This is a genomic window from Kineococcus aridisoli (genome assembly GCF_050871885.1).
Taxonomy (GTDB): Bacteria; Actinomycetota; Actinomycetes; order Actinomycetales; family Kineococcaceae; genus Kineococcus.
The window spans coordinates 1-18,010 of record NZ_JBJLSF010000046.1 but is presented as its reverse complement, the minus strand read 5'-3'; the positions used below and the strand labels follow the sequence as shown (position 1 = coordinate 18,010).

Genomic DNA, 18,010 nt, shown 5'->3' with positions numbered 1-18,010 from the left:
GTCCCGGGACCCGCCTCCTCCTTGAAGCTTGGATCAGGCCCCTGACCTGCGACGACATCGTGAGACTAGTCATTCCGAGCCATGCCTGATTGGTCTCGGCCGACCACCTCGTGCCACCCTCGGGGCCATGTCAGCACCGCCGGAGCACGTCCCGCACACCTCTCCCACACCCCCCGGCACCCCCCGCCCGGGGCGCCGGGAGCGCCCCCCGGTGGACGTGCGGACCTTCGCGGTGGCCGCTGGCGCGGTGGTGCTCTTCCTGCTGGCGGGGGTGCTCTTCCCCCGCCAGCTGCTGGACGGCACCAGCACCGTCCTCGACGTCGTGGTCGAGGACTTCGGGTGGGCGTTCGTGCTCGGCGCGACGGCCTTCGTCGTCCTCGCCGTCGTGCTGGCGTGCAGCCGGCTGGGGCGCATCCGCCTCGGGCGCGACGAGGACCGCCCCGAGCACTCCCGCGCGTCGTGGATCGCGATGATGTTCTCCGCCGGGATGGGCATCGGGCTGATGTTCTACGGCGTCACCGAACCGGTCACCCACCTCATGACCGTGCCGCAGGGCGACGCCGAGCCCGGCTCGCAGGCTGCCGCCCGCCAGGCGATGAACTACTCCCTCTTCCACTGGGGCCTGCACCCGTGGGCGATCTACGCCGTCGTCGGCCTGGCGCTGGCCTACTCCAGCTACCGCAGGGAGCGCGCCGGCGGCTTCTCCGCGGCCTTCGCCCCCCTGCTGCGCGGGCGCCGTGGTGCGGGCGCGGCCCGCGTCATCGACGTCTTCGCCATCTTCGCCACCCTCTTCGGCTCCGCGGTGAGCCTCGGGCTGGGCGCGGCGCAGATGAACGGCGGGCTCACCGAGGTCTTCGGCCTCCCCAGCTCCACGGGCGTCAAGGTGACGATCATCGCCGTCCTGACGCTCTGCTTCGTCCTCTCCGCCGTCAGCGGCATCGAGCGCGGCATCAAGTGGCTCTCCAACACCAACATGGTGCTCGCGCTGGTGCTGCTGCTCTTCCTCTTCGTCGTGGGCCCGACCGTCTTCGTGCTCAACCTCGTGCCGGCCTCGGCGGGCAGCTACCTCACCGCGCTTCCGACGATGGCCCTGCGCACCGGTGCCTTCGGCGGCAGCGAGTGGCTGTCCGGCTGGACGCTCTTCTACTGGGCGTGGTGGGTCAGCTGGACGCCCTTCGTCGGCGCCTTCCTCGCGAAGATCTCCAAGGGCCGCACCGTCCGCGAGTTCGTCGTGGGCGTCATGCTCGTGCCGACCGTCGTGAGCCTGCTGTGGTTCTCCGTGCTCGGCGGTGCGGCGCTCGACCTGCAGCGGCGCTTCGTCGAGGGCCGCGGCGGCGCCGACATCGCGGGCATCGCGGACCAGGAGTCGCAGATGTTCGCCTTCCTCGCCCAGTTCCCCTGGGCGGGGGTGACCAGCGTCCTCGTCGTCGTGCTCGTGGCGATCTTCTTCGTCTCAGGCGCCGACGCCTCCAGCATCGTCATGGGCTCGCTGAGCTCCTACGGCGCCGACGAGCCGCGCCGCTGGGTGACCGCCGTCTGGGGCGCGCTCATGGGCCTGGTGGCGATCGTGCTGCTCCTGGCCGGCAACACCGGTGGGGAGTCCCAGGGCCTGGACGCCCTGCAGAACGTCACCATCATCGCAGCCGCGCCGTTCCTGGTCGTCATGGCGCTCATGGCGGTCGCGCTCGTCAAGGACCTGCTGGCGGACCCGCAGGTGACCACCCCGCGCCGCCGCTCCGGTGACCGCCGCGATCCGCGGGCCACCGCGGCCGACGCCGGCTGGCGCAGCCAGGGCTCCTGACCGGTCCCGCGCAGGCGGGAGCGCTCAGCAGCCGGCGAGCCGCTGCATGCGCTCGACGAGCGGCACGTCCCCGGGCAGCCAGTCCAGCCGCGACCAGCCGGGCAGGTGCACCCAGCGCAGCTCGTCGTGGTCCTGCAGCGGCTCGGGGACGCCGGTGCGCACCAGGCCCCACCAGACCCGCATCCGCAGCTGCGCGGTGAGCGGCCAGGCGCCGTCGGGGTGCACGACCTCCTCGCCCAGCTGCGCCGTGATGCCGAGCTCCTCGGCGAGCTCGCGGTGCAGCGCCTGCTGCGGCGACTCCCCCTGCTCGACCTTGCCGCCGGGCAGCTCCCAGCGCCCGGCCAGCGCGGGCGGTGCGCTGCGGCGGGCGGCCAGCAGGGTGGACGGGCGCTCCAGGTCGTCCACCAGGGCGGCGGCGACGACGAGCCTCACGCGCCACCGCCCGGCGCGCCCTGACCGCCCGGCGCGCCCTGCCCCTCGGCCGCGTCGTCCACCGGCAGCGGCTGCGCGCCGCGCGCGGCGAGGAGGTCGGTGAGCAGCTGCGACTCCCCCTGCTGGCTGGTGGCGATGGCGCGGGCGAGGTCGCGGACGTCGTCGGTCGTGGCGTGCTCGGCGCCGAACTCGGCCATCTCGATGCCGCCCCGGTGGTGGCGCAGCACCAGCTGCAGGAAGTCGACCTCGAAGGCCTGCCCCGTCTGCGAGCGCAGCCGGGCCAGCTCGGCGGCCGTGGCCATCCCGGGCATCACCCGTCCCTGCTGCTGCTGGACGACGTGGCGGGCGTGCAGCTCGGTGCCGGCCATCCAGGCCATCGTGGCGCTGCCGCCGGCCAGCGGCTGGTCCCAGCTGATGAGCAGCTGCTGCAGCCGGCCGGCCTGGTTGCCCTGGGTGGAGGCCATGTCCACGGCGAGCTGGCGCACCTCCGGGCTGGGCGCGGTGCGCAGCGCCGTGTAGGCCATGTCGACGGCCTGGCCGTGGTGGATGGCCATGTCCCGGGCGAAGCCGACGTCGACGGAGTTGCCGGCGGGCGCGGACGGCAGTGAGCGCCCCAGGAACATCCCCACCACGAGCGCGAGCAGGAGCGCGACGACGAGCACGAGCACGCGCCGCGCCCGCTCCAGCGGCGCGAGGGAGGTCATCAGCCGGTGGGCGTCCCGACGCCCTGGGAGCACAGCGCACCGGGCTCGGGGGTCTGGGCGCCCTGGACGAACTTGGCGAGGAAGGCCCCGATGCGCGGGTCGTCGGCGTCGGGGACCGGCAGCTGGTTGTTCCACGCCGACAGCACCACCGGCGAGGGCAGCCCCTCGTACGGCGAGAGGACCGTGTAGGTCTCCTGCGCGACGGCCTCCTCCAGCTGCTCGACCTGCTCGGCGGGCAGGTCCGGGGAGTAGGTGATCCAGACCGCCCCGTGCTCCATGCTGTGGACGGCGTTCTCGTTCGGCACGGGGGCGTCGTAGATCCCGCAGTTGAGCCACACGGGCGCGTGCTCGCCCCCGACGGGCGGGTTCTCGGCGTACTGCACCGGCTCCTCGGTGTGCTGGCCACCGGTGTACTGGAACGTCGTCACCGCCGCCAGCGACGGCGGCTCCGGCTGGTTGGCGATGACGGCGACGACCGTCGCGGCGATCCCGACGACGACGGCCGACGGCAGCGCGACGAGCAGCACCCTGCGCCGGCGTGCGCGCGCCTTCTCGGCCCGCTGCATCGCCGCCACGCGCGCGGCCCGCTCGGCCGCCGCTCCGGTCCCGTCCTTCGTCCCGGCCATGGTGGTCCCCTCCGTCGTGGTCGCGCACCGCCACGGCGGGTGACGCCTGTCCTTCGTGTCCACCCCTGCAACGACCCGGCGGGCCGGCGGGTTCACCCCGCGCCCGGGGAGCGCGGGTGATCTGCCCCACAGCCTGCCACGGCGGTGGGCGGGAGCGGACGCGGGTGCGGGTCGCGCGGCTCAGGCGTGGTGGGCGCGCTGGGCCTCCCGGGCGCGGCGGGCGCGGTCGCCGTGGTCGGCGCGGGCGCTGGCGGCCACCCGGTGGCGGGGGCTGGTGCGCCAGTACACGACGGCGATCCCGGCTGCGACGGCGAGAGCGACGAGTGCTGCGAGGAGCATCGGGCCACGGTAGTCCCGTCGCCTCCCACCGGTCATCCCGACCCGGCCGGGAGACGCGCGACGGCCCCCGCACCGCGCCGGAGCGGGGTGCGGGGGCCGCGGGGACGGCGCTCAGGCGCCGAGCTGGATGCTGCCGCCGGGGATCGCCTGCAGCAGCGCCTTGGTGTACTCCTCGCGCGGGGAGTCGAAGACCTCGTCGACCGTCGCGTGCTCGACGAGCTTGCCCCGCTGCATGACCACGACGTCGTCGGCGATCTCGCGCACGACGGCGAGGTCGTGGGTGATGAACAGGTACGTCAGCCCCAGCTCGGCCTGCAGGTCGTTGAGCAGGGTGAGGATCTGCCCCTGCACGAGGACGTCGAGGGCGGAGACGGCCTCGTCGCAGATGACGACCTCGGGCTGCAGCGCGAGCGCCCGCGCGATGGCCACGCGCTGGCGCTGCCCGCCGGACAGCTCGTTGGGGTAGCGGCGCATCGAGCTCTGCGGCAGGGCCACCTTGTCGAGCAGGTCGCGCACCCGGGCCTCGCGGCTCTTGGCGTCACCGACCTTGTGCACCCGCAGCGGTTCCTCGACCACCCGGAAGATGCTCCAGCTGGGGTCGAGCGAGCCGTAGGGGTTCTGGAAGATCGGCTGCACCCGGCGGCGGAAGGCGAAGGAGGCCTTGCGGTCGAGGCCGGTGATGTCGACGCCGTCGAAGAGCACCTGCCCCGAGGTCGCCGGCAGCAGGTTGAGGACCATCTGCGCGACGGTCGACTTGCCCGAGCCGGACTCCCCCACGACCGCCGTCGTCGTGCCGCGGCGCACCGAGAAGCTGACGTCGTCGACGGCGCGCAGCTTCTCCCCGCGCGGGCCGGCCCCGCGCAGCACGAACTCCTTGACGAGGTTCTTGACCTCGATGACGTCCGGGGTGACGTGCGCGGGGTCCGCGGCGATCTCGGCGGCGTGCGCCTCGGCCCGCTCGACGACCTCGGCGCGGTGCGCGGAGGTCATCCGGCGCGAGGCCAGCGACGGCGCCGCGCTGACCAGGCGCTGGGTGTAGGGGTGCTGCGGCGCCTGCAGGATCTGCAGCGCCGGGCCGGACTCGACGACCTGGCCCTTGTACATGACGACGAGGTGCTCGGCGCGCTCGGCGGCCAGGCCCAGGTCGTGGGTGATGAGCAGCACGGCCGTGCCCAGCTCGCTGGTCAGCGAGTCCAGGTGGTCCAGGATCCCCCGCTGCACCGTGACGTCCAGCGCCGAGGTCGGCTCGTCGGCGATGAGCAGGCGCGGGCGCGAGGCCAGGCCGATGCCGATGAGCGCGCGCTGGCGCATGCCGCCGGAGAACTCGTGCGGGTACTGGCGGTAGCGGCGCGCGGCGTCGCCGAGCCCCGCCTCCCCCAGCACCTCGACGGCCCGCGCCTTGGCCGCGGCGCCCTTGGCGAGCCCGTTGGCCTCGATGGCCTCCTTGACCTGGAAGCCGATGTTCCAGACCGGGTTGAGGTTGGACATGGGGTCCTGCGGGACCAGGCCGATGCCCGTGCCGCGCAGGGCCACGAACTCCTGGCGGGAGGCGTGCGCGATGTCCTCGCCGTCGAAGAGGACCTGCCCGCCGACCACCCGGCCGTTGCCGGGCAGCAGCCCGATGACGGCCATCGCCGAGGTCGACTTGCCCGAACCGGACTCGCCGACGATGGCGACGGTCTGGCCGGGGTAGACGGTGAAGCTGGCGTTGCGCACGGCGTGCACGGTGCGGTCGCCGGAGGTGAAGTCGACCTGCAGGTCGCGCACCTGCAGCAGCGGCTGGGAGCGGTCCACGCCCGGCGCGGCGGGGCGGGCGCCGCTGGGGCGGGGCTGCTCGGAGGGCGGGGGGGCGGCGTGGGCGTTCACCGGGTGCGGCCCTTCGGGTCGAGGGCGTCGCGCAGCGCGTCGCCGAGCATGAGGAAGGACAGGACGGTCAGCGACAGCCCGATCGACGGCCACAGCAGGACCCACGGGTCGGTGCGCAGCGAGCGCTGGGCGTTGGCGATGTCACCGCCCCAGGAGACGATGGTCTGCGGCAGCCCCAGGCCCAGGTAGGACAGCGTCGCCTCGGCCGCGATGAAGGTGCCCAGCGAGATCGTCGCCACGACGATGACCGGCCCCAGCGCGTTCGGCACGACGTGGCGCACCAGGGTCGCCATCCGGCCCATCCCGAGGGACTTGGCCGCGGTGACGTACTCGTTGCCGCGCACCTGCAGGACGGCGCCGCGCATGATGCGGGCCACCTGCGGCCAGCCGAACAGCGACAGCGTCAGCGCGACGGTGAACACGTTGCGCGAGTTCAGCGTCTGCAGCAGGACGATGGCGCCGAGGATGAGGGGCAGGGCGAAGAAGATGTCCGCGACCCGCGACAGGACCGCGTCCAGCCAGCCGCCGAAGAAGCCGGCCAGCGCGCCGACGACCCCGCCGACCACGACGACGACGATCGTGGTGAGCAGGCCGACGGCGATCGAGGCGCGCGCACCGTGGACGACGCGGGCGTAGACGTCGGTGCCGGCCCGCGTCACCCCCAGCGGGTGCTCCGAGGAGGGGCCCTGCAGCGCGCTGGCCAGGTCGACGAAGCGCGGGTCCTGGGAGGTGAACCAGGACGGGAACAGCGCGACCACGGCCAGCGCGAGGATGATCACGCAGGGGACGATGAACAGCGGCCGCTTGCGCAGCCGCTTCCAGGCGTCGCCCCACAGGCTGGTGGAGGGCGCGCTCTCGTCGACGGCGTCGACGGCCGCCAGCGGCGTCTCCTCCAGCGGTGCGACGTAGTGCTCCTGGCCGGGGCGCACGGTGGTCTCAGACATAGCGGATCCTCGGGTCCAGGACGGCGTACAGCAGGTCGACGACCAGGTTCGCGATGAGGTAGACGAGCACCAGGACGGTGACGACCGAGACGACGGTCGGGCCCTCCTGGCGCACGACCGACTGGTACAGCAGGTTGCCGACGCCTGGGATGTTGAAGATGCCCTCGGTGACGACGGCGCCGCCCATGAGCGCGCCGAGGTCGGTCCCGAGGAAGGTGACGACGGGGATGAGCGAGTTGCGCAGCACGTGGACCGTCATGACCCGCGGGCGCGACAGCCCCTTCGCCGTCGCCGTGCGCACGTGGTCCGCGGACAGGCCCTCGGCCACGGAGTTGCGGGTCAGCCGCAGCACGTAGGCGAAGGAGAGGGCGCCGAGCACCGCGCCCGGCATGATGAAGTCCACCAGCGCGGGGTCGCCGCCGACGGTGGGCGAGACGATCCCCCACTTGACGCCGAACAGGAACTGGGCGACGAAGCCCAGGACGAACACCGGGATGCCGATGACGACGAGGCTGAGGAAGAGCACCGTGGAGTCGAAGACCCCGCCGCGGCGCAGACCGGCGATGAAGCCGAAGGTGATGCCGAGGACCGCCTCGATGACGAGGGCGACCAGGGCGAGCTTGATCGTCACGGGGAAGGCCCGGGCCATCTGGTCGATGACCGGCTGACCGCTGAAGGACTGCCCGAAGTCGAAGGTGAAGATGCCCTTGAGGAAGAGCAGGTACTGCACGAAGAACGGCTCGTCGAGGTTGTACTGGGCCGTCAGGGCCGCGCGCGCCGACTCGCTGACCGGCTTGTCCCCGAAGAGCGCCAGGATGGGGTCACCGGGCAGGAGGAACACCAGCGCGTAGATCAGGAGCGTCGCTCCGAAGAAGACGGGCACCATCTGCAGCAGACGGCGCCCGATGTACCAACCCATCACGAGCCTCCCTGGGGAACCACCGTCCGTGGTGGCCCTGGACTGTCGATCGTCGAACTCCCGGTCACGCGCGATGAGGGGGTGGGCCGGCGCGGTGCCGGCCCACCCCCTCCTCGATCAGGTCAGGACTTGGTGACCTGGTAGTAGAGCGGAACGCTGTTCCAGCCGAACTGGACGTTCTGGGCGTTCTCGCCGAAGCCGCCGCTGGCGTTGGAGTACCACAGCGGGATGACCGGCAGGTCGGTGAACAGGATCGTCTGCGCCTGCTGCAGGATCTTGTTCGCCTCGTCCTGGTCGGTCGTGCTGGCGGCCTGCTGCAGCAGCGCGTCGAACTGGGGGTTCGAGTAGTCGCCGTCGTTGGAGCCCGCGCCCGTGGCGTACAGCGGCCCGAGGAAATTGTACAGACCCGGGTAGTCCGCCTGCCAGCCGGTGCGGAAGGCGCCGGTGATGGTGCGGTTGGTGACCTCGGTGCGGATCTGGGCGAAGGTCGGGTACGGAGCGCCCTCGGCCTGGATGCCCAGGTTCTGGCGGATGCTCGCCGTCACCGCGTCGACCCACTCCTGGTGTCCGCCGTCGGTGTTGTAGGCGATGGTGAAGGTGCCCGACCACGGGGAGATCGCGTCGGCCTGCGCCCACAGCTGCTTGGCCTTGGCGGCGTCGAAGGAGAGCACCTCGTTGCCCGGGACGGTCTCGGAGTAGCCCGCGATGACCGGGGACGTGAAGTCCTTGGCCGGGGTGCGGGTGCCGCTGAAGACCGTCTCGCAGATCTGGTCGCGGTCGATGGCGTAGGACAGCGCCTGGCGGCGCAGCTTGCCCTCGTCACCGCCGAAGTGCGGCAGCCGCTCGGGGATGCAGTACGACTGGAAGACCGCCGAGGGGATGTTGACGGCGCGGTCGCCCAGGTCGTCCTCGAAGGTCGCCAGCGCCGACGGCGGGATGTTGTCCAGCACGTCCAGGTTGCCGCCCTGCAGGTCCGAGTAGGCGGCGTCGTAGGTCTCGTAGAAGACGAACGAGAGCGAGTCGTTCTGCGCCTTGCGCGGGCCGTCGTAGGCCTCGTTCGGCACGAAGTCGATGCGCACGTTGTGCTGCCAGGCGCCCTCGGCCTTGAGCTTGTACGGGCCGTTGCCGACCGGGTTCTCGCCGAAGGCCTCCATGTCGGCGAACGCCGACTCGGGCAGCGGGTAGAAGGCCGAGTAGCCCAGGCGCAGCGGGAAGTCGCTCTCGGGCTGGAGCAGCTTCACGGTGAAGGTGGTGTCGTCGACGACGGCCAGGCCGCTGAGCTCCTGCGCGGTCGGCGGCTCGCTCTGGACGGCCTCGAAGCCCTCGATGGGCTCGAAGAAGTAGCTCGACAGCTGGGCGTTGGTGCCCAGGGCGCCGTAGTTCCACGCGTCGACGAAGCTCTTGGCGGTGACGGGGGTGCCGTCGGAGAACGTCTGACCGCTCTTGATCTTGATCGTGTAGTTCTGCGCGTCGCTGGACTCGATCGACTCGGCGATGTCGTTCTCGGGGGTGCCGTCGGCCTTGTAGTAGACGAGGCCGGCCCACAGCGAGTCGAGCAGGCGTCCGCCGCCGACCTCGTTGGTGTTGGTCGGGACGAGCTTGTTCTGCGGCTCGGTGCCGTTGGCGATGACGTCGCCGCCGGTGCCGCCGCCGCTCTCGCCGCCCCCGTTGCCGGAGCCCTCGTCGTCACCGCCGCCGCAGGCCGCCAGACCGGCGACCGCGGCCACGCCGACCAGGCCCTTCAGGCCGTCGCGGCGGGTGAGGACGGGACCGCCCGCCACCACGCCCACGCGCTTGGCGGACTGCTTCAGGTCGTCGTCCTGCTCGAAGCTGCTCAAGGTGGAACTCCTCCTCGCGAGCATGTCGTCCTGGGCACGTTGCCCAGCGTCGGTGACTCCTGCAGGGCAGGATGTCCACCTCAAAAGGTCGGGCAGCACGTTAACACTCGGTCAAGCCGTTTCCGACGTCCTGGTCGAACGACGGCCCGACCCGGCGGCCGGGCCACCACCAGTGTCTCCCCCCCGGACGGCCGGTGCGTCGCGCCCCCGGCGCCGGCCACCGCGCCTGCTCAGCATCGTCGCAGGTCAGGGGCCTGGGAGGGCCCTCGGCCCCCGCCGGAGACCCCAGGTAACGATGTGGTTGCGTTCTGGTGTCCCTCTGCTCCGGCCGGGCTGCGGGGCCCGCGCTGCCCCGGCACCCGCGCACCGGCCCCGGCGGCGGTGTTGCCGGCACGTGTCGGCCGTGTTCCCGCCGCGTTTCGCGGCCCGGGCGTGGATCAGACGTTGAAGCGGAACTCCACCACGTCGCCGTCGGCCATGACGTAGTCCTTGCCCTCGATGCGCACCTTGCCCGCGGCGCGCGCGTCGGCCATCGACCCCGCCGCGAGCAGGTCCTCGAAGGAGACGACCTCGGCCTTGATGAAGCCGCGCTGGAAGTCGGTGTGGATGACCCCGGCCGCCTGCGGAGCCGTCCAGCCGCGGTGGATCGTCCAGGCGCGGGCCTCCTTCGGCCCCGCCGTCAGGTAGGTCTGCAGGCCCAGGGTGGCGAAGCCCACGCGGGCCAGCTGGTCCAGGCCCGACTCGCTCTGCCCGACCGACTCCAGCAGCTCCGCGGCCTCCTCCGCCGGCAGCTCGGCCAGCTCCGACTCCAGCTTGGCGTCGAGGAAGACGGCCTCGGCCGGGGCCACCAGCGCCCGCAGCTCCTGCTTGCGGCCCTCGTCGCCCAGCACGGTCTCGTCGACGTTGAAGACGTAGAGGAAGGGCTTGGTGGTGAGCATCCCCAGCTCCTTGAGCGCCTCGACGTCCACGTCGTCGGCCGCCGTCGCCGCGGACAGCGGCCGCCCGGAGTCCAGGACCGCCTGCGCCGCCTGCGCCGCCTTCAGCACCGCCGGGTCGGCCCGCTTGCCCTTGACCTCCTTCTCCAGGCGCGGCAGCGCGCGCTCGAGGGTCTGCAGGTCGGCGAGCACGAGCTCGGTGTGCACCGTGGCGATGTCGTCGGCCGGGTCGACCGCGCCGGCCACGTGCACGACGTCGGGGTCGGCGAAGGCGCGGGTCACCTGGCAGATGGCGTCCGCCTCGCGGATGTTGGCCAGGAACTTGTTGCCCAGCCCCTCCCCCTCGCTGGCGCCCTTGACGATGCCGGCGATGTCGACGAAGGAGACGGTCGCGGGCACGGTCTTCTCGCTGGAGAACAGCTGGGCGAGCCGGTCCAGCCGCGGGTCCGGCAGCGCGACCACGCCCACGTTGGGCTCGATCGTCGCGAACGGGTAGTTCGCCGCGAGCGCGTCGTTCTGCGTCAGCGCGTTGAACAGGGTGGACTTGCCGACGTTGGGCAGGCCGACGATGCCGATGGTGAGAGCCACGGGTACCGGAGCTTACCCGCGGACGGCGCCCTGCTCAGACGGGCGTGACCGGCAGCGAGCGGCGGGCGCCCGCCTTCAGCTCGCGCCGCAGGTCGGTCGGCAGGGAGAAGACGAGGTCCTCCTGGGCGGTGGTGACCTCCTCCACCTGCCCGTAGCCGCGCTCGGCCAGGAAGCGCAGGACGTCCTGCACGAGCACCTCGGGCACCGAGGCGCCGGAGGTCACGCCGACGGTCGTGACGCCCTGCAGCCAGGCCTCGTCGATCTCGGAGGCGCCGTCGACGCGGTGCGCGGCGCGCGCGCCCGCGTCCAGGGCGACCTCCACCAGGCGCACGGAGTTGGAGGAGTTGGCCGAGCCGACGACGACCACCAGCTCCGCCTCGGGGGCGATCTTCTTCACCGCCACCTGGCGGTTGGAGGTGGCGTAGCAGATGTCGTCGCTGGGCGGGTCCTGCAGGTTGGGGAAGCGCCGGCGCAGGCGGCGGACCGTCTCCATCGTCTCGTCCACCGACAGCGTCGTCTGCGAGAGCCAGACCAGGTTGTCGGGGTCGCGGACCTCGATCGTGTCGGCGACCTCGGGGCTGTCCACGACGGTGATGTGGTCCGGGGCCTCCCCCGCGGTGCCCTCGACCTCCTCGTGACCGGTGTGGCCGATGAGCAGGATCTCGGCGTCCTGCTTGGCGAAGCGCACGGCCTCCTTGTGCACCTTGGTCACCAGCGGGCACGTCGCGTCGATCGTGCGCAGCGAGCGCGCGGCCGCGGCCTCGCGCACGGCCGGGCTGACCCCGTGCGCGGAGAACACCAGGTGCGCCCCCTCGGGCACGGCGTCGGTCTCGTCGACGAAGACCGCACCGCGCCCGGTCAGCGTCTGCACGACGTGCTTGTTGTGCACGATCTCCTTGCGGACGTAGACGGGCGCGCCGTACAGCTCCAGCGCCTTCTCCACCGCCACGACCGCGCGGTCCACCCCCGCGCAGTACCCGCGCGGAGCGGCCAGCAGCACCCGCCGCCCGCCGTCCCAGGCCGCCCGCGGGCCGCTCGCCGCGACCGCCGCGGTGTCGTTGCAGTCGTCACCGCCCGTGAGGAGGTCGGCGGAGCTGGCGTCCTGCGCAGTCTGGGTCACCCGGCCATGGTAAGGCGGCCCGCGGGGCGCTCCCCGTGCCGCGCGGCCCGTCCGCGCCGGTGGGGCAGGATGCTGCGGTGCCCGCCGCCGACCCCGCCCCGCGACGCCGCCCCACCACCGCCGGGGAGACCACCGCGGACAGCCCGTGGCCGGTGCGCCTGCTGGCGGCGAAGATGGACGCCTACATCGCGAAGATGCCGTGGACCTGGGTCGAGGGCCAGGTGGTGCAGGTCAACGACCGGCCCGGCTCGTCGGTCGTCTTCGTCACGCTGCGCGACGCCGACACCGACATGTCGATGCCCGTGACGATCGCCCGGCGGGTGCTCGGGCGGCTGCGCGAGGCGCTGCCGGACGGGCTGGCCCACGGCACCCGCGTCGTCGTGCACGCGCGGCCGGAGTTCTTCGCCAAGCGCGGCAGCCTCAGCCTCGCCGCCGACGACGTGCGCCCCGTCGGGGTCGGCGAGCTGCTGGCCCGGCTGGAGCACCTCAAGCGGCTGCTCGGCGACGAGGGCCTCTTCGACGCCGGGCGCAAGCGCCCGCTGCCGTTCCTGCCGCGCGTGGTGGGCCTGGTCTGCGGGCGCGCCAGCGCCGCCGAGCGCGACGTCGTCGACAACGCCCGGCTGCGCTGGCCGGCCGTGCGCTTCGAGGTGCGCGAGGTCGCCGTGCAGGGCCCGCACGCCGTGACCGAGGTGAGCGCCGCCCTCGCGGAGCTGGACGCCGAGGAGGCCGTGGAGGTCATCGTCGTCGCCCGCGGCGGCGGCAGCGTCGAGGACCTGCTGCCCTTCAGCAACGAGGCCCTGGTGCGCGCGGTCGCCGCCGCCCGCACGCCCGTCGTCTCGGCCATCGGCCACGAGGTGGACAGCCCCCTGCTGGACCTGGTCGCCGACGTGCGCGCCTCCACGCCCACCGACGCCGCCCGGCTGGTCGTGCCCGACGTCGCCGAGGAGCTGGAGCAGCTGGAGCAGCTGCGCGAGCGGGCCCGCCGCGCCGTCGAGGGGCACCTGGAGCGCGAGCAGCACCTCGTGGCCGCGCTGCGCAGCCGGCCGGTGCTGGCGGCCCCCGACGTCCTCGTGGGCACCCGGCGGGCAGAGGTCGGCGAGCTGCGCGAGCGCTCCCGGCGGGCCCTGGGCTCGGCGCTGCGGGGCGCGGCCGTCGAGGTGGAGCACCTGCGCACGAGCGTGCGCGCGCTCTCGCCCCGCTCGACGCTGCTGCGCGGCTACGCCGTCGTGCAGGCCGTGGGCGGCGAGGGGGACGTGCGCCTCGTGCGCGCGGCCGCCGACGCGCCCGCCGGCACGGCGCTGCGCGTCCGGCTGGCCGACGGCGAGGTGGCCGCCCGCGCCGGCGGGTAGCCTCCCCCGGTGCCGGAGACTCCCGACCCCGCCCAGCTGAGCTTCGAAGAGGCCCGCGACGAGCTCGCCGACGTCGTGCGCCGCCTGGAGGCCGGGGGCACCGGCCTGGAGGAGGCGCTGGCGCTGTGGGAGCGCGGCGAGGCCCTGGCGGACCGCTGCGAGCGGTGGCTGGACGGCGCCCGGGCCCGCCTGGACGCGGCGCGCGCGGGCGCGGCCGGCGCGGCCGGCGCGGCCGGCGCGGGCGAGGAGGAGCCCGAGGAGGGCTGAGCGGCCTCAGCCGGCCGCGGGGGACCCCCAGGTGGAGCCGGCCGCGGCCCAGCCGGCCTCGGTCGCGGTGACGAGCTCGGCCAGCACGTCGTAGCCGCTCTCCCCGGTGGCCACCACGGTCAGCCCGTCCTGGGTGCGCACGAGGCTGTGCCGGCCGCGGTCCTCCTGCAGGTAGCGCTCCCAGTCCCGGCCGCCGACGACCTGGCTGCCGTCGGCGTCCCCGCTCGCGGTCTGCGCCCTCAGCCACGCCCGCGTGCTGTCCCGGGCCACCTCGACGGCCACGTACTCGCCCTCGTCGGTGCGGTAGCCCACGTGCCAGGTGAGCACGGCGTCGGTGGAGCGGTTGACCTGCGCGGAGGTGGGCGTCCAGCCCTCCAGGCCGGTCGGCACCGGCGGGGTGAACGGCAGCCGCGAGGCGGCGCCGGCCGCGGCGTTGGGCACGTCCGCCGGCGGCTGCTCGACGGCGTTGGGCCGCGGCAGCAGCCAGACGACGACGGCCACGAAGGCGAGGATGACGGCCATCGAGATGACCATCGACTGCACGTTCCCCGAGTGCCGGGTGCGCGGGACGCCGCGCGGGTCCTCACCGGGAGCAGGGCTCGGGGGTGCGTCGGGCGGAGGACCGGTCGTGCTCACGCCCCCATGGTGACGGATAGCATCGGCGACCGACGACGCGCGTCGCCGCCCGCAGGTCACCCCGGAGGTTGCCCATGTCCCAGTCCTCGTCCCTGGTGCCCCCGGCGCTCGCCGTCGGCGAGGAGGCCCCCGACCGCAACCTGGCGATGGAGCTGGTCCGCGTCACCGAGGCCGCCGCGATGGCCGGCGGGCGCTGGGTGGGCCGCGGCGAGAAGAACAAGGCCGACGGCGCCGCCGTGAACGCCATGCGCAAGCTCATCGGCACGGTGAGCATGAACGGCACCGTCGTCATCGGCGAGGGCGAGAAGGACAACGCCCCCATGCTCTACAACGGCGAGCGCGTCGGCGACGGCACCGGCCCGGAGTGCGACGTCGCGGTCGACCCCATCGACGGCACCACGCTGACCGCCCGCGGCATGCCGAACGCGGTGGCCGTCCTGGCCGTCGCCGAGCGCGGCACGATGTACGACCCCAGCGCGGTGTTCTACATGGACAAGCTGGCCGTGGGCCCGGAGGCCGCCGACGTCGTCGACATCCGGCTGCCGGTGCGCGAGAACGTGCGCAAGCTGGCCAAGGCCAAGGGCCGCTCGGTGGAGGACGTGACGGTCTGCATCCTGGACCGCCCGCGCCACGCGCAGCTGGCGCAGGAGGTCCGCGACGCGGGCGCGCGCATCAAGTTCATCACCGACGGCGACGTCGCCGGCGCGGTGATGGCCGCCCGCGAGGGCACCGGCGTGGACCTGCTGCTGGGCATCGGCGGCACGCCGGAGGGCATCATCACCGCCTGCGCCATGCACTGCATGGGCGGCGCCATCCAGGGCCGGCTGTGGCCGCGCGACGACGACGAGAAGCAGAAGGCGATCGACGCCGGCCACGACCTGGACGCCGTGCTCGACACCCAGACCCTCGTGGCCAGCGACAACGTCTACTTCGTCGTCACCGGCATCACCGAGGGCGAGCTGGTCTCCGGGGTGCGCTACCGCGGCGACACGATCACCACCTCCAGCATCGTCATGCGCTCCAAGTCGGGCACGATCCGCCGGGTGGAGAGCGAGCACAAGCTGTCCAAGCTCAAGGCCTACGCGGCGGTCGACTTCACGGGGCCGCGCTGATGGGCGACCCGGGCGGGCGGGAGCGGCGGGCGCGCAGCGTCGTCATCGGCGAGGCCCTCGTCGACGTCGTCTCCACCGCCGGCTCCGGGCACGTCGCCGAGCACCCGGGCGGCTCCCCGCTCAACGTGGCCTACGGGCTGGGGCGCCTGGAGCACGACGTCGCCCTGCTGACGCGGATGGGCGACGACGAGCACGGGCGGCTGCTGCGCGCGCACCTGGCCGGGGCGGGGGTGCGGCTGCTGCCGGGCGCGGTTGACGGCGACCCGACGTCGGTGGCCCGCGCGCGGCTGGACGCCGAGGGGAAGGCGACCTACGAGTTCGACCTCGTGTGGCGGCTGCCGCAGGTGCAGGTGCCGGCCGACGTCGACCTCGTGCACACCGGGTCGATCGGCGCGGCCGTCGCCCCGGGCGCCGACAGCGCGCTGCAGGTGCTGCGCGGGGTGCGCGGGCGGGTCACCACGAGCTACGACCCGAACGTGCGCCCCGCCTTCTTCGCCTCCCGCGAGGAGGCGCTGGCACGGGTGGAGTCCTTCGTCGAGGCCGCCGACGTCGTCAAGGCCTCCGACGAGGACCTGGCCTGGCTGCTGCCCGGCGAGGACGCCGAGGCCGTGGCCCGGCGCTGGCAGGAGCGCGGTCCCGCGCTCGTCGTGGTGACCCGCGGCGGCGCCGGGGCCACCGCGGTGGCCGGGGCGGGCACGGTGCACGTGCCGGCGCCGCGCGTCGACGTCGTCGACACCGTGGGCGCCGGGGACTCCTTCATGTCCGGCCTGCTGCACGCCCTGGCCGAGCACGACCTGCTGGGGGGCGCCGCGCTGCCGCGGCTGCGGCACCTGGGGCTGGGCACGCTGCAGTCGCTGGTGGCCACGGCCGTCGCCTCCGCGGCCGTCACCTGCTCGCGCGCCGGAGCCACCCCGCCCACGCGCGCGGAGCTGGCCGCCGCGTCAGCGGCCGTCGCAGCCCGCTGACCCCGGCGCCGACCCGACGGCCGATCCCGCCGCCGATCCCGCTCGTCACGCCGCCGCGCACCGCCGCGGCGCGGCGGGCGAGGTCGCCGCGCAGGGCCTCGGCCGCACCGGCCACCGCGTCCACGCCCCGGCCGAGGCGCTCGTGGCGGCGCAGCTCGTCGCGGTAGGTGCGCCGCAGCAGGGCCAGCCGGTCGGCGAGGCCGGGCACCAGCTCCCCCGCGGCGGGCGTCAGCACCAGCCGCACGGTGTGCCGGGTGGTGCGCTCCAGGCGGCGCTTGTAGTCCTCCTCGCCGCGCAGCAGGTCCAGCTCCCGGTAGCCCGACAGCAGGGCGCGGCGGCGGACGCGCAGCAGCAGCAGCGTGCCGGGACCGGTGGCGGCGTAGCGGGCGCGGTAGGACTGCACGTACCCGTGCAGCGCGCGGGGACCGGCCAGGCAGAGGGCGTAGGCGACGAGCTCACCGTCCACGCGCAGCCCCGACAGCTGCACGACGCCGGCGGGCGCGGTGCGCAGCACCTCCGTCAGGGTGCGCCCGGACGCCCCCCGCCAGGGGTGGCGGCGGGTGGCGGCGCGCGGGTGGGCGGCGTCGACGTCGGCGAGCTCGGCGACGAGCTCCTCCAGGCGGTCCTCGGCGGTGTCCGGGTCGCTCTCGCGCAGCGCGGCCAGCCCGGCCAGCAGGTCGTCGACGACCACGAGCTCGCCGCGCTCGGCGAGGCGGCGCCACTGCCGGCGCTCCTCGTGACGCACGTGCCGGCCCAGCGCGGCGTCGTGGGCCTCGACGCTCCCCGGAAGCGGCACGGCGTGCACCGTCGCCTGCGGCAGCCGGCGCAGCGCGTAGCCGCGGGCGGCGGCCCACTCGGCCACGAGCAGCGGCAGCTCGCCCTCGGCCTGCACCTGCTCGAGGTCCAGCAGGGCCCCGGGGACCTCGCGCACGAGGCCGTCGAGGACGGCGGCCAGCAGCCGGGGCACCGGGACGCCGGCGCCCGGGTCGGCGAGGACGGCCGCGTAGTCGCTGCCGCCCGCCCCGAGGAAGGTGACGAGGGGACGGGGGCCGCCGAGGACGGCGAAGGCGCCGAAGGCCAGCAGCCGGCCGTCGCGGCGCACGCTGACCAGCAGCGGCTCACCGGTGCCGAGGTGGGCGTGGACGGCGCGCAGCCAGTCCGGTCCGGTGAAGGGGGGCTGGCCGGCGCGGGCGGCGAGCACGCGCCACTCGGGCACGGGGGCTCCGGCCAGACCGCGGCGGGCGCTGACCTGCAGCCCCTCGGCGGGGTCGCGCACGAGGACGAGCTCGCCCGAGCGGGTGGCCGGGACCGCGCCGACGGCGGGCAGGCCGCCCGTGACCGCACCGGCCAGCGCGTCCGCCACGTGCACCCGCCCCCGTCCCGCCGCGCCGCCCCCGTGGCGGACTCGTGGGCGTACGTTAACCGGGTCGTGGGGCTCCTCCGCGGAACCTCCTCACGCGTCGCCGGACTATCGCGCAGCGTGATCGAGCACTCACCCTGAGCCCTTGCCCCGCGCCTGCGAGCCCCCGCGCACGCACCTGCGGCGGTGATCTCGCGCGGTGCACCGCG

17 protein-coding genes are annotated in these 18,010 nt (G+C 74.2%); 5 read left to right on the top strand and 12 right to left on the bottom strand.

The features are described 5' to 3' along the window. Positions 1 to 211: 211 nt before the first annotated feature. Positions 212 to 1,801 (top strand): BCCT family transporter, encoded by a 1,590-nt coding sequence (locus tag ACRYM2_RS13670; protein ID WP_432522939.1) that lies wholly within the window; start codon positions 212 to 214, stop codon positions 1,799 to 1,801. 24 nt (positions 1,802 to 1,825) lie between these two features. On the opposite strand, the gene ACRYM2_RS13665 is transcribed toward ACRYM2_RS13670, so the two are convergent. The 10 genes from ACRYM2_RS13665 to ACRYM2_RS13620 all read right to left on the bottom strand — a co-directional run bounded on the left by ACRYM2_RS13665 (position 1,826) and on the right by ACRYM2_RS13620 (position 12,112). Beyond that, positions 1,826 to 2,233, bottom strand: coding sequence for a (deoxy)nucleoside triphosphate pyrophosphohydrolase (locus ACRYM2_RS13665; protein WP_432522938.1), 408 nt, complete (start codon positions 2,231 to 2,233; stop codon positions 1,826 to 1,828). Next, complete coding sequence (locus tag ACRYM2_RS13660; RefSeq protein WP_432522937.1) at positions 2,230 to 2,937, bottom strand: DUF305 domain-containing protein; 708 nt, start codon at positions 2,935 to 2,937, stop codon at positions 2,230 to 2,232. The genes ACRYM2_RS13665 and ACRYM2_RS13660 overlap by 4 nt, the downstream gene beginning before the upstream one ends. After that, positions 2,937 to 3,563 (bottom strand): thioredoxin-like domain-containing protein, encoded by a 627-nt coding sequence (locus tag ACRYM2_RS13655; protein ID WP_432522936.1) that lies wholly within the window; start codon positions 3,561 to 3,563, stop codon positions 2,937 to 2,939. Before ACRYM2_RS13655 ends, ACRYM2_RS13660 begins: the two co-directional genes overlap by 1 nt. A gap of 180 nt (positions 3,564 to 3,743) precedes the next feature. Beyond that, entirely contained in the window at positions 3,744 to 3,902 is a 159-nt protein-coding gene (locus ACRYM2_RS13650; protein ID WP_432522935.1) for a hypothetical protein, read from the bottom strand. Positions 3,903 to 4,013: 111 nt separating this feature from the next. Next, positions 4,014 to 5,696: a dipeptide ABC transporter ATP-binding protein gene (locus ACRYM2_RS13645; RefSeq protein WP_432522956.1), complete on the bottom strand. Its 1,683-nt coding sequence runs from the start codon at positions 5,694 to 5,696 to the stop codon at positions 4,014 to 4,016. A 68-nt stretch (positions 5,697 to 5,764) separates the two neighbouring features. After that, positions 5,765 to 6,712, bottom strand: a complete 948-nt coding sequence (locus ACRYM2_RS13640; RefSeq protein WP_432522934.1) for an ABC transporter permease — start codon at positions 6,710 to 6,712, stop codon at positions 5,765 to 5,767. Further along, on the bottom strand, positions 6,705 to 7,631 hold the full coding sequence (locus ACRYM2_RS13635; RefSeq protein ID WP_432522933.1) for an ABC transporter permease: 927 nt from the start codon (positions 7,629 to 7,631) through the stop codon (positions 6,705 to 6,707). The genes ACRYM2_RS13640 and ACRYM2_RS13635 overlap by 8 nt, the downstream gene beginning before the upstream one ends. Before the next feature lie 122 nt (positions 7,632 to 7,753). After that, positions 7,754 to 9,412 carry a peptide ABC transporter substrate-binding protein gene (locus tag ACRYM2_RS13630; RefSeq protein ID WP_432522955.1) on the bottom strand — a complete coding sequence of 553 codons (1,659 nt, stop codon included), beginning with the start codon at positions 9,410 to 9,412 and terminating at the stop codon, positions 7,754 to 7,756. A 494-nt stretch (positions 9,413 to 9,906) separates the two neighbouring features. Further along, complete coding sequence (gene ychF, locus ACRYM2_RS13625) at positions 9,907 to 10,992, bottom strand: redox-regulated ATPase YchF (protein WP_432522932.1); 1,086 nt, start codon at positions 10,990 to 10,992, stop codon at positions 9,907 to 9,909. Positions 10,993 to 11,026: 34 nt separating this feature from the next. Further along, positions 11,027 to 12,112, bottom strand: a complete 1,086-nt coding sequence (locus tag ACRYM2_RS13620) for a 4-hydroxy-3-methylbut-2-enyl diphosphate reductase (protein ID WP_432522931.1) — start codon at positions 12,110 to 12,112, stop codon at positions 11,027 to 11,029. Positions 12,113 to 12,189: 77 nt separating this feature from the next. Between ACRYM2_RS13620 and xseA the strand changes: the two genes are divergently transcribed. Both xseA and ACRYM2_RS13610 read left to right on the top strand, forming a co-directional pair. Continuing rightward, the gene (xseA, locus tag ACRYM2_RS13615) at positions 12,190 to 13,461 is read left to right on the top strand and encodes an exodeoxyribonuclease VII large subunit (protein WP_432522930.1); all 1,272 of its coding nucleotides are present in this window, start codon (positions 12,190 to 12,192) and stop codon (positions 13,459 to 13,461) included. A 9-nt stretch (positions 13,462 to 13,470) separates the two neighbouring features. Continuing rightward, complete coding sequence (locus ACRYM2_RS13610; protein WP_432522928.1) at positions 13,471 to 13,728, top strand: exodeoxyribonuclease VII small subunit; 258 nt, start codon at positions 13,471 to 13,473, stop codon at positions 13,726 to 13,728. A 6-nt stretch (positions 13,729 to 13,734) separates the two neighbouring features. Here ACRYM2_RS13610 and ACRYM2_RS13605 read toward each other — a convergent pair whose 3' ends face one another. Further along, the gene (locus ACRYM2_RS13605; RefSeq protein ID WP_432522927.1) at positions 13,735 to 14,364 is read right to left on the bottom strand and encodes a DUF4245 domain-containing protein; all 630 of its coding nucleotides are present in this window, start codon (positions 14,362 to 14,364) and stop codon (positions 13,735 to 13,737) included. Between the two features lie 74 nt (positions 14,365 to 14,438). Between ACRYM2_RS13605 and glpX the strand changes: the two genes are divergently transcribed. Beyond that, positions 14,439 to 15,476 carry a class II fructose-bisphosphatase gene (gene glpX, locus ACRYM2_RS13600; RefSeq protein ID WP_432522926.1) on the top strand — a complete coding sequence of 346 codons (1,038 nt, stop codon included), beginning with the start codon at positions 14,439 to 14,441 and terminating at the stop codon, positions 15,474 to 15,476. Further along, positions 15,476 to 16,441, top strand: a complete 966-nt coding sequence (locus ACRYM2_RS13595; protein WP_432522925.1) for a carbohydrate kinase family protein — start codon at positions 15,476 to 15,478, stop codon at positions 16,439 to 16,441. Before glpX ends, ACRYM2_RS13595 begins: the two co-directional genes overlap by 1 nt. On the opposite strand, the gene ACRYM2_RS13590 is transcribed toward ACRYM2_RS13595, so the two are convergent. Next, positions 16,362 to 17,810, bottom strand: a complete 1,449-nt coding sequence (locus ACRYM2_RS13590; protein ID WP_432522924.1) for a GNAT family N-acetyltransferase — start codon at positions 17,808 to 17,810, stop codon at positions 16,362 to 16,364. The two genes, ACRYM2_RS13595 and ACRYM2_RS13590, sit on opposite strands and share 80 nt — an antisense overlap. Positions 17,811 to 18,010: the final 200 nt, after the last annotated feature.

What these genes read in the sequence shown, in the direction of transcription:
- ACRYM2_RS13595 (WP_432522925.1), top strand. Translation starts at nt 15,476, where the DNA reads ATGGGCGACCCGGGCGGGCGGGAGCGGCGGGCGCGCAGCGTCGTCATC.
- ACRYM2_RS13640 (WP_432522934.1), bottom strand. Translation starts at nt 6,712, where the DNA reads ATGTCTGAGACCACCGTGCGCCCCGGCCAGGAGCACTACGTCGCACCG.
- ACRYM2_RS13655 (WP_432522936.1), bottom strand. Translation starts at nt 3,563, where the DNA reads ATGGCCGGGACGAAGGACGGGACCGGAGCGGCGGCCGAGCGGGCCGCG.
- glpX (WP_432522926.1), top strand. Translation starts at nt 14,439, where the DNA reads ATGTCCCAGTCCTCGTCCCTGGTGCCCCCGGCGCTCGCCGTCGGCGAG.
- ACRYM2_RS13660 (WP_432522937.1), bottom strand. Translation starts at nt 2,937, where the DNA reads ATGACCTCCCTCGCGCCGCTGGAGCGGGCGCGGCGCGTGCTCGTGCTC.
- ACRYM2_RS13635 (WP_432522933.1), bottom strand. Translation starts at nt 7,631, where the DNA reads ATGGGTTGGTACATCGGGCGCCGTCTGCTGCAGATGGTGCCCGTCTTC.
- ACRYM2_RS13650 (WP_432522935.1), bottom strand. Translation starts at nt 3,902, where the DNA reads ATGCTCCTCGCAGCACTCGTCGCTCTCGCCGTCGCAGCCGGGATCGCC.